Annotated in this window: 10 protein-coding genes and 1 other RNA gene; 6 read left to right on the top strand and 5 right to left on the bottom strand. The window is 66.4% G+C overall.

The features are described from left to right. Positions 1–78: 78 nt before the first annotated feature. From recR to ffs, 4 genes are all read right to left on the bottom strand, one after another. Positions 79–672 (bottom strand): recombination mediator RecR, encoded by a 594-nt coding sequence (recR, locus tag ABWP84_RS01025; RefSeq protein ID WP_353210116.1) that lies wholly within the window; start codon positions 670–672, stop codon positions 79–81. Between the two features lie 31 nt (positions 673–703). After that, positions 704–1039 (bottom strand): YbaB/EbfC family nucleoid-associated protein, encoded by a 336-nt coding sequence (locus tag ABWP84_RS01020; protein WP_353210115.1) that lies wholly within the window; start codon positions 1037–1039, stop codon positions 704–706. Beyond that, a complete protein-coding gene (locus tag ABWP84_RS01015; protein WP_353210114.1) occupies positions 1039–2943 on the bottom strand; it encodes a DNA polymerase III subunit gamma/tau in 1905 nt (634 codons plus the stop codon). The genes ABWP84_RS01020 and ABWP84_RS01015 overlap by 1 nt, the downstream gene beginning before the upstream one ends. Before the next feature lie 42 nt (positions 2944–2985). Continuing rightward, an RNA gene (gene ffs / locus ABWP84_RS01010) (signal recognition particle sRNA small type) lies at positions 2986–3083 on the bottom strand. 129 nt (positions 3084–3212) lie between these two features. Here ffs and nudC point away from each other — a divergent pair. The 6 genes from nudC to ABWP84_RS00980 all read left to right on the top strand — a co-directional run bounded on the left by nudC (position 3213) and on the right by ABWP84_RS00980 (position 8042). After that, complete coding sequence (gene nudC / locus ABWP84_RS01005) at positions 3213–4130, top strand: NAD(+) diphosphatase (RefSeq protein ID WP_353210113.1); 918 nt, start codon at positions 3213–3215, stop codon at positions 4128–4130. Continuing rightward, a complete protein-coding gene (locus ABWP84_RS01000; protein WP_353210112.1) occupies positions 4127–4405 on the top strand; it encodes a phosphoribosylamine--glycine ligase in 279 nt (92 codons plus the stop codon). The genes nudC and ABWP84_RS01000 overlap by 4 nt, the downstream gene beginning before the upstream one ends. A gap of 130 nt (positions 4406–4535) precedes the next feature. Then, positions 4536–4982 (top strand): succinate dehydrogenase, cytochrome b556 subunit, encoded by a 447-nt coding sequence (sdhC, locus tag ABWP84_RS00995; protein ID WP_353210111.1) that lies wholly within the window; start codon positions 4536–4538, stop codon positions 4980–4982. Beyond that, on the top strand, positions 4979–5383 hold the full coding sequence (gene sdhD, locus ABWP84_RS00990) for a succinate dehydrogenase, hydrophobic membrane anchor protein (RefSeq protein ID WP_353210110.1): 405 nt from the start codon (positions 4979–4981) through the stop codon (positions 5381–5383). Before sdhC ends, sdhD begins: the two co-directional genes overlap by 4 nt. Positions 5384–5444: 61 nt before the next feature. Beyond that, positions 5445–7256, top strand: a complete 1812-nt coding sequence (gene sdhA / locus ABWP84_RS00985; protein ID WP_353210109.1) for a succinate dehydrogenase flavoprotein subunit — start codon at positions 5445–5447, stop codon at positions 7254–7256. Between the two features lie 3 nt (positions 7257–7259). Continuing rightward, entirely contained in the window at positions 7260–8042 is a 783-nt protein-coding gene (locus tag ABWP84_RS00980) for a succinate dehydrogenase iron-sulfur subunit (RefSeq protein WP_353210108.1), read from the top strand. A gap of 392 nt (positions 8043–8434) precedes the next feature. Here the strand turns inward: ABWP84_RS00980 and ABWP84_RS00975 are convergent. Continuing rightward, positions 8435–9208: nucleotide sugar dehydrogenase (locus tag ABWP84_RS00975; protein WP_353210107.1), on the bottom strand; the 774-nt coding region annotated here is incomplete at its 5' end.

Here is a 9208-nt window from a genome sequence, read left to right as displayed (position 1 = left end):
AGGAAAATCATTTTCCTGGTGGGAGAGCGCGAGAGGGCAAAGCCCTTTCGCTCTTCCCCTCCACAAGCAAGCCGCCTGCTAAACCAACCGCCGCGCCTTCAGCGCCGCCGCCAACGTGCCATCATCCAGCACATCCAGCGCGCCCCCCATCGGCACACCCTGCGCCAGCCGCGTCACCCGAATGCCCGAGGCCGCCAGCCGCTCGGCCAGCACATGCCCGGTGGCAGCGCCATCCACCGTCGCCGGCAGGGCCAGTATCACCTCCGCCACGCCCCCCTCCGCCACCCGCGCGATCAGCGGCTGAATGGACAGATCCTCCGGCCGCACCCCCCCCAGCGCCGAGAGCGTGCCGCCCAGCACGTGATACAGCCCATGATGCGCATGCGCCCGCTCCAGCGCCCACAGCTCGGCCACGCCTTCGACCACGCAAATACTTGCCTGGTCCCGCGCCGGGTCAGTGCAAATGCGGCAGGGGGATTGGCTGTCGAGATTGCCGCAACGCGCACAGGCGCGCACTGCCTCCGCCGCCGCGCGCAGCGCATCGGCCAGCGGCAGCATGCGGCTATGCGGCTCGCCCAGCATGCGCAGCACGGCGCGCCGCGCGCTGCGCCGCCCCAGCCCCGGCAATTTGGCGAGCAGCCCGATCAGGTGCTCAACCGGGTCGTGCCTCACCTTGCAGCCCGCTCAGCCAAGCCCCGCATGCTCAAAACGGCAGTTTGAAGCCACCAGGCAGGCCGCCCGGAATATTCAGCCCAGCGGTGGCCTTCTGCATTTCCTCGGCCGCCACGGCCTCCACCTTCTGCTTGGCATCGGCATGGGCGGCCACCAGCAAATCCTCTAGCACCTCACGCTCCTCGGCCAGCATCAGGCTGGGGTCGATGACCACCCGCTTGAGTTCGCCCTTGCCGGAAAGCTTGACCCGCACCATGCCGGCGCCGGCCTGGCCATCAACCTCCATGGCCTCCATGCGCGCCTGCATTTCCGCCATTTTGGTCTGCATCTGCTGGGCTGATTTCAGCATATTGCCAAGATTTTTCATCAATCCTCCAAGGGGGCTTCATCGTCATCGGTGGGGTAAAACGCCGGCTCCGCCATATTATGGGACCCCGGCTCCGCCTCGGGTGGGGCAAATTCCGGCATGGATTGCGGTTCGGGCGCCAGCATGGCGGGGCGGGAGAGGCCATAATCATCGGCGGCCGCGTCACGTACCTCCTGCAACTGCGCGCCTGGAAAGGCCTCCAGAATGGCCTGCACCAGCGGGTGGTTGCGCGCCTCGGCCAGCCGATCCGCCGCCGCGGCGCGGCCCCGGTCGGAGAGGGTGGGCGCTCCCGCCTCGCGCGAAATACCCACCATCCAGCGCGCAGCGGTGGTCTTCTCCAGCATCAGCGAGAGCTTGCCCGCCAGGTCACGCGGCGCGCGGGCGGTGGGGCGAATCTCGATGCGCCCGGGCGCGAGGCTGACAGGGTGAACATCATGCAGCAATTGCGCATGCAGCATCGGGTCGGTGGCGGCAGCCAGCGCCACCACCTCCTGCCAGGTGGTGGGCATGGCAGCGGCGGCAACCGGGGCGGGCGCAGCCACGGCGACCGCAGCCCCACCCCCAGCCATGGCCCGCAGCGCTGGCCCGCCACCCCCGCCGGGCGCCGGGCCAGGCGCCGCGCCCGCGCCAGCCTGGCTCAACCGCCGCACCAATTCGCCCGGCGGCGGCAGGTCCGACAAATGCGCCAGCCGGATCAAAATCATGTCCAGCGCCGCCCGCCGGTCCGGCGCATCGGCCAGTTCCGGCACGCCCTTGAGCAGAATCTGCCAGGCGCGCCCCAGAATCGGAATGGAGAGTGTTTGCGCCAGCGCCGCACCCCGGCCGCGCTCATGCTCGGGCAGCGCCGGGTTTTTCGCCAGCGCCGGCACCGAATGCAGCCGCGTGAGCGTATGCACCAAATCCAGCATGTCGGAGAGCACGACCCCAGGCTCGGCGCCGCGCTCATGCGCGCGGTCGAGATGGCCGAGCAGGGCAGGGGTATCGCCCTCCAGCGCGGCCTCTAGCGCGTCGAGCACCAAGGTCCGGTCCGCCAGCCCCAGCATCTCCTGCACTGTGGCGGCCGACACATGATCACCGCTGAGCGCAATCGCCTGATCCAGCAGCGACAGCCCATCACGCACCGAGCCATCGGCAGCGCGGGCGATGACCGCCAGCGCCTCCTCCTCGGCCGTCACCCCCTCCAGCCCGCAAATCCGGCCATAATGCGCCCGCAGCGTCTCCTGCGGCACGCGGGCGAGATGGAAGGTCTGGCAGCGCGAGAGAATAGTCGGCGGCACCTTGCGCAACTCAGTGGTGGCAAAGAGGAATTTTACCGCAGGCGGCGGCTCTTCCAGCGTCTTCAACAGGGCGTTGAAGGCAGCGTTGGAGAGCATATGCACTTCATCGAGAATATAGATCTTGAAGCGCGCCTGGGCCGGGCGATAGCGCACCGCCTCGCGCAATTCCCGCACATCATCCACGCCATTATTCGAGGCGGCGTCCAGCTCCATCACATCCGGATGCCGGTCCGCCAAAATGGCCACGCAATTGGCGCAAACCCCGCAGGGCTCGGCGGTGGGCCCGCCCTGGCCGTCCACCCCAATGCAGTTCAGCGCCCGGGCGATGATGCGCGCGGTGGTGGTCTTGCCCACGCCGCGCACCCCGGTGAGCATGAAGGCATGCGCCACGCGATTGGTGGCAAAAGCATTGCGCAAGGTGCGAACCAGCGCATCCTGGCCGATCAATTCATTGAAATTGCTGGGCCGATATTTCCGCGCCAGCACCCGATAAGCGGGCTTCTCCGCCGCCGGCGCCGCAACTGGTTTGGCCGCGGGCGGCTCATCAAGGCCAAAAAGCCCCGGCCCCTCAGGCGCCGGAGGGTCAGGAATACCCTCTTCCTCCGCTGCCGGATCAGCGCCGAACATGTCGCTCACCATGCTCAGCCCCCTCGTTGCAAGATTGGCGCGGTGGAAGGCCGACTCAATGACCCGAGCAAGAACCCGTTGCGGCTGCTTCCTTCCGGACCTGACCGGGTTGGCGAGGAGCCCGTCCACCGCCGACCTTCCACCCTCCATATCGCGTGGCATGCGGCCGGGGGCAAGAGCGCAACCGCCAGGCATTTTCCACACCCGCCCAATCCGCCGCCCTGCATAGGGGTAGCCGAAGCCCCTCCCCCATGGCAGTTTTCGCCCCGATGACCCTTTCATTCCCCGCCAGCCGCACCAACGCCTATACCGGCAGCCCGCTCGACCGCGCCGGCCACCACCGCGAGGATGCGGATTGGATCGTCGCCGCCCTGGCCTCGCCAGACACCCTCTTCGCCCCCGTCTGGCGCGCCCGCAGCCTGATGCGCGGCGTGGAACAGGGCCGCCCCGAAGGCGTGCTGCTCGGCGGTGAAGCGGCGCAGGGCCTGCGTGAGGCCGGCGGCCCCTGGGCCTTTTTGGGCCTCTGGGAGCAAAAACCGGTCTTCGGCATCGATGTGAGCCATGAGGACGCGCCGCCGGTGCCCGCCAATGCCGGCAGCTTCACCGATCTGCGCGCCGTGGCCGGCCTGCTCCCAGCCAATGAGGCCAGCGTGCTGGCCCATGCCCGCGGCATGATGCATTGGCGGGTCAAACACCGCTTCTGCGGCATTTGCGGCACGGCGATGGAACCCCGCAGCGCCGGCAATGCCATGTCCTGCCCCGGCTGCAAGGCGCAGCACTTCCCCCGCACCGACCCTGCGGTGATCATGCTGGTGGTGCGCGGCGACCATTGCCTGCTCGGCCACTCCGTGCGCTTTCCGCAAAAAATGTACTCCACCCTGGCCGGCTTCGTCGAACCGGGCGAGAGCCTGGAAGAGGCGGTGCGGCGCGAGGTGATGGAGGAATCCGGCGTCGATGTCGGCCGCGTCATCTATCATTCCAGCCAGCCCTGGCCCTTCCCCTCCTCCATCATGCTCGGCTTCCACGCCGAGGGGCTGAGCGAGGACATCACCATCGACCCCGAGGAATTGCAGGATGCGCGCTGGTTCTCCCGCGCCGATCTGCGCAATCACGAGGCGCTGGGCTTCGGCCTGCCGCGTGCCGACAGCATTGCCCGCCGCCTGATCGAGGATTGGTTGAACGCATGAGGCCATTCATCATCCTGCTGGCCCTCGCCGCCCCGCTGATCGGCTGCTCCACCGCCAGCAATACCCCCGCCGATACCCCCGGGCAGGCGGAATGCCGCCGCATCGCCCGCAATGACCCCGCGGTGAGCGAGGCCCGGCGCCCCCTCAGCCCGGGCAATAACGACCAGATCATCCAAGGCGAGGTGAACCGGGCGACCGACCGCGCCTTCCGCAACTGCCTGCGCGATCGCGGCCTGCCCGGCGGCGGCGGGGTGGAAATCCCGCCCCCGCGCTGATCGGGACGCTGTGAACTGCCGCAACGCAGCAAATTCAGGCCCAACGCCGTTGACGCAGTGCCGCCAGGGTTCCATAAATCCGGGATGAGGAGCCGGGTTACCGGCCAGCAAAGCCGGAGCTTAAAAGCCCATGTCGTACCCGCCTGATCCGCGGCAGGCCGCCTTCGCCGGTCGCCGTTCGGACGGAACCCCGGTGCAGCGCCCGCTGTCACCGCATCTGCAAGCCTATGACATGCTGCAAATGACGAGCGCCGTCTCGATCATGTGCCGCATCACCGGCGTTGCCTGGTCGGTGGGGGTTCTGTTGCTCGTCTGGTGGCTGGCAGCCCTTGCCACCGGCCCTGCGGCCTTCGCCCAGGTGCAATGGTTCATGTCCTCCTTCATCGGCCTGCTGGTGCTGTTCGGCCTCACCGCCGCCGCCTGGTTCCATACCCTGGCCGGCCTGCGCCATTTGGCCTGGGATGCCGGCCACGGCTTCGCCCTGCCCACGGTGATGAAGACCGGGCAATGGGTGATGGTGGCCACGGTGGTTTTCACGGTGCTGACATGGGTTGTGGCCCTGGTGGTGTGGCGATGAACGAGATGTCCAAAACCAATGCCGCCGTGATGCGCACGCCCCTCGGCCGCGTGCGCGGCCTGGGTTCGGCCAAATCCGGCACCCATCACTGGTGGATGCAGCGCGTCACCTCCATCGCCCTGCTGCCGCTCACCCTGTGGTTTGTGGTGTCGATGCTCTCCCTCGCCGGTGCCTCCTTCGCCCAGACCCGCGCTTTCCTGGCCTGGCCGGTGAATGCGGTGCTGATGCTGGCGCTGATCGGCCTCACCTTCCACCACATCGCTGCCGGCCTGCAGGTCGTCGTCGAGGATTACGTGCGCAAGGACATGCAGCGCATCGCCGCCCTGCTCGTCATCAAGGGCGGCTGCTGGCTCATGGCGCTGGTTTGTGCCTTCGCCGTGCTGCGCGTCGCCTTTACGTAAGCGCTTTCCACCCCAGTTCTAAACCAAAGGTCAGCATTCTCTGACCATCGGAGCGGTTGAGATGAACGCCATCAGCAAGCCCAGCGCGGGCGCCTATCGGATTGTCGACCACACCTATGACGTGGTGGTGGTGGGCGCGGGCGGCGCCGGGCTACGCGCCACCTTCGGCATGGGGGCCTCGGGCCTCAAAACCGCCTGCATCACCAAGGTCTTCCCCACGCGCAGCCACACGGTTGCAGCGCAGGGCGGCGTCGGCGCGGCACTCGGCAATATGGGCGAGGATGACTGGCGCTGGCACATGTACGACACCGTCAAGGGTTCGGATTGGCTGGGTGACCAGGACGCCATCGAATATATGTGCCGCGAGGCGATCCCCGCGATCATCGAACTCGAACATTACGGCGTGCCCTTCTCCCGCACGGAAGATGGCCGCATCTATCAGCGCCCCTTCGGCGGCCATATGCAGGATTACGGCAAGACGCCGGCGATGCGCGCCTGCGCCGCTGCCGACCGCACCGGCCACGCCATCCTGCACACGCTCTACCAGCAATCGCTGAAGGCCAATTGCGAGTTCTTCGTCGAATATTTCGCCCTCGACCTGATCATGGATGATGAGGGCGTCTGCCGCGGCGTGATGGCCTGGAACCTCGAAGACGGCTCCATGCACCGCTTCCGCGCCCAGACCGTTGTGCTGGCCACCGGCGGCTATGGCCGCGCCTGGTTCTCCTGCACCTCCGCCCACACTTGCACCGGCGATGGCGGCGGCATGGTGCTGCGCGCCGGCCTGCCGATGCAGGATCAGGAATTCGTCCAATTCCACCCCACCGGCATCTACGGCGCCGGCTGCCTGGTGACCGAGGGCGCGCGCGGCGAAGGCGGCTACCTCACCAATTCCGAGGGCGAGCGCTTCATGGAGCGCTATGCCCCCACCGCGAAGGACCTCGCCTCGCGCGATGTCGTCTCCCGCGCCATGAGCATGGAAATCCGCGAAGGCCGCGGCGTCGGACCGAAAAAAGACCACATCAACCTGCACCTGGAACATCTGGGCGCCGATTTGCTGCATGAGCGCCTGCCCGGCATTTCCGAAACCGCGAAAATCTTCGCCGGCGTGGATGTGACGAAGCAGCCCATCCCGATGCTGCCCACCGTGCACTACAATATGGGCGGCATCCCGACCAACATTCACACCGAGGTGCTGCGCCCCACCCGTGCCGACCAGGATGCCATTGTCCCCGGCCTGATGGCGGTGGGCGAGGCGGCCTGCGTCTCGGTGCATGGCGCCAATCGCCTGGGCACCAACTCGCTGCTCGACCTCGTGGTCTTCGGCCGCGCCGCCGCGCATCGCGCCGCCGAAACCATCAAGCCCGGCGCTGCCCAGCCGCCTCTGCCGCCGCGTGCCGGCGAAAACTCGCTCGACCGCTTCGACCGCATTCGCAACGCCAAGGGTTCCACCCGCGTGGCCGATCTGCGCGAGAACATGCAGCGCGCCATGCAGGAACACGCCGCCGTCTTCCGCACCTCGGCGCTGCTGACCGAAGGCGTGGCGAAGATCAAGGCGGTCCATGCCGGCTACAGTGATATCAAGATCGCCGACCGCTCGCTGGTCTGGAACAGCGACCTGGTCGAGGCGCTGGAACTGGACAATCTGGTGGGCAACGCCATGACCACCATGGTCGGCGCCGAGGCCCGGCATGAAAGCCGTGGCGCCCATAGCCATGAGGATTTCCCAGACCGCGATGACGCGAACTGGATGAAGCACACCCTGGCCTGGATGAACGACAAGGGCGAGGTGAAGCTGGACTACCGGGATGTCAAAATGCGGACGCTGACCAATGAGGTCCAGGTGTTTCCGCCCAAGGCGCGGGTGTACTAAACTATGGCCACGTTTACCCTTCCGAAGAACTCCACCATTGGCCAGGGCCAGGTTTTCAAGGCTGAGCCCGGCGCCAAGGATGTGCGCGCATTCAAAATCTATCGCTGGGACCCCGATACCGGGGACAACCCCCGCACCGATACCTACGAACTCGACCTGGCCCAAACCGGCCCCATGGTCCTGGACGCGCTGATCAAAATCAAGAACGAGGTGGACAGCACGCTCACCTTCCGCCGCTCCTGCCGCGAGGGCATTTGCGGCTCCTGCGCGATGAATATCGACGGGCTGAATACCCTCGCCTGCCTCAAGCCGATCGAAGATGTGAAGGGCGATGTCCGCATCTCGCCCCTGCCGCATATGCCGGTGATGAAGGATCTGGTGCCCGATCTCAGCCAGATCTACGCGCAATACCGCAGCATCGAGCCCTGGCTGAAGGCCGATACCCCCGCGCCGCCGGATGAGGAGCGCCGCCAATCCAAGGAAGAGCGCGCCAAGCTGGACGGCATGTGGGAATGCATTCTGTGCTTCTGCTGCTCCACCTCCTGCCCCTCCTATTGGTGGAATGGCGACCGCTATCTGGGCCCGGCCGTGCTGCTGGCCGCCTATCGCTGGATCGCCGATAGCCGCGACGAATATACCGGCGAGCGCCTGGACAATCTGGAAGACCCCTTCCGCCTCTATCGCTGCCACACCATTATGAACTGCACCCGGGCCTGCCCGAAGGGGCTGAACCCGGCGGAAGCGATTGGCAAGATCAAGACGCTGATGGTGGAAAGGCAGGGCTGAGGCAGGGCCGATTAGGCTTTCTGTCCTTGACTTTGCCTGCTGCCGCGGCCTAAAAGGGTGGCTTTATCCCACCGGTAGGCCGGGCAGTGATGCCGTGAGCAGCTTGCCGAGAAGCGCTAATGCCCAGGGGAAAGGGCGAAAGGGCTTCGCCCTCCAGCGCTCTCCCGGCGGGCTCGAGATATATGTCGATGATTTTCCTCGACCCTCGAATAATTGAAAATAATCTAACGAAGGTGCAGGAAACTAAGTTTCTTGCTGGGGTGCTCGAGGGGCAAAGCCCCTCGATCTAGTCTTTGTTCCCCGCTGGTCTTTCAACAGTCTGTTCGGCCCCATAACCATATCCTGTGCCCAAACTCCAACCGCACACCACATCTGGTATTTGTCCGTAAACATCACTTTCCGCTCAAACCCCGCCAGGCCCCGCGGGTATCCACCACAAACCGCCCAACCAGCCTCTCCCGCCCCACCGCCCGAAACGCGGCATGATCCACCAGCAGCACAAAAATCCCCGCCCGCTCCAACCCCGCCGCCAGCCCCCGCAACTCCAGCCCCGGCACGGCCGCCACATGCGGCTCCACCGCCACCACCCGGCCCGGAAACTCCGCCGCCAGTCCCCGCGCAATCTCCAGCGCCGGGCTCTCCCGCAGATCCGCCACATCCGGCTTGAAGGCCAGCCCAAAGCAGGTGATCGGCGCCCCCGGCATCGCCCGCGCCGCCGCCGCCACCTGGGCGCGCACATGCGCCGCCTTGTGGTCATTCACCTCCCGCGCCATGCGGATCAGCCGCGCCTCCTCCGGCGCGGCATCGACGATGAACCAGGGGTCCACCGCAATACAATGCCCACCCACCCCCGGCCCGGGCTGCAATATGTTCACCCTGGGGTGCCGGTTCGCCAGCCGGATCAGCTCCCACACATCCACCCCGGCGCGCTCTGCCACCAGCGATATCTCATTGGCAAAGGCGATATTCACGTCACGAAACGCATTCTCCGTCAGCTTCACCAATTCCGCCGTGGCCGCGTCGCAGCGCAGCACCTCACCCCGAACAAACCTCTCATAAAACCACGCCGCCGCCGCAGCACAGGCGGGGGTAATACCACCCACGCAACGGTCATTGCCCACCAACTCGGCGAGAATGCGCCCCGGCAAAACCCGCTCCGGGCAATA

This window comes from Rhodovarius sp., assembly GCF_040399605.1.
Classification (GTDB): domain Bacteria; phylum Pseudomonadota; class Alphaproteobacteria; order Acetobacterales; family Acetobacteraceae; genus Rhodovarius; species Rhodovarius crocodyli_A.
The sequence above is the reverse complement of the archived record's forward strand: the minus strand, read 5'-3'. Positions and strand labels throughout refer to the sequence as shown.

Excerpts from the sequence above, each read along its gene's own strand:
- sdhA (WP_353210109.1), top strand. The coding sequence starts at position 5,445 with ATGAACGCCATCAGCAAGCCCAGCGCGGGCGCCTATCGGATTGTCGAC.
- ABWP84_RS01020 (WP_353210115.1), bottom strand. The coding sequence starts at position 1,039 with ATGAAAAATCTTGGCAATATGCTGAAATCAGCCCAGCAGATGCAGACC.
- ABWP84_RS01015 (WP_353210114.1), bottom strand. The coding sequence starts at position 2,943 with ATGTTCGGCGCTGATCCGGCAGCGGAGGAAGAGGGTATTCCTGACCCT.
- sdhD (WP_353210110.1), top strand. The coding sequence starts at position 4,979 with ATGAACGAGATGTCCAAAACCAATGCCGCCGTGATGCGCACGCCCCTC.
- ABWP84_RS01000 (WP_353210112.1), top strand. The coding sequence starts at position 4,127 with ATGAGGCCATTCATCATCCTGCTGGCCCTCGCCGCCCCGCTGATCGGC.
- nudC (WP_353210113.1), top strand. The coding sequence starts at position 3,213 with ATGACCCTTTCATTCCCCGCCAGCCGCACCAACGCCTATACCGGCAGC.
- sdhC (WP_353210111.1), top strand. The coding sequence starts at position 4,536 with ATGTCGTACCCGCCTGATCCGCGGCAGGCCGCCTTCGCCGGTCGCCGT.
- ABWP84_RS00980 (WP_353210108.1), top strand. The coding sequence starts at position 7,260 with ATGGCCACGTTTACCCTTCCGAAGAACTCCACCATTGGCCAGGGCCAG.